This window comes from Mesorhizobium sp. M8A.F.Ca.ET.207.01.1.1 (assembly GCF_004794715.1).
Lineage (GTDB): Bacteria > Pseudomonadota > Alphaproteobacteria > Rhizobiales > Rhizobiaceae > Mesorhizobium.
The window spans coordinates 1-332 of the sequence record NZ_SRUS01000316.1; the positions used below are offsets into that span (position 1 = coordinate 1).

Here is a 332-nt window from a genome sequence, read left to right on the forward strand (position 1 = left end):
GCCGCGCTGCGGCCACGCCCGCCGCGGCGGCGACCAAGGAAGAGGACTTCATCGAACAGCTGTGGCTGGTCAACACGCATGACACGCTGCTGACCTTCACCAGTTCGGGCAAGGTGTTCTGGCTGCCGGTCTACCAGCTGCCCGAAGCCGGTTCCAACGCCCGCGGCCGTCCGATCATCAACTGGATCCCGCTGGAGCCGGGCGAACGCGTGCAGGCCGTGCTGCCGGTGCGCGAATACGCCGATGGCCAGTTCGTGTTCTTCGCCACCCGGAACGGCACGGTCAAGAAGACCCCGCTGGGCGAGTTCGCCTTCCGCCTGGCCCGCGGCAAG

The 332-nt window shown here is 68.1% G+C and carries 1 protein-coding gene; it reads left to right on the plus strand.

Annotation, left to right across the window (positions count from 1 at the left end):
• The coding region (locus EN850_RS34715; protein ID WP_281407313.1) for a DNA gyrase C-terminal beta-propeller domain-containing protein at positions 1 to 332 on the plus strand (332 nt) is incomplete at both ends.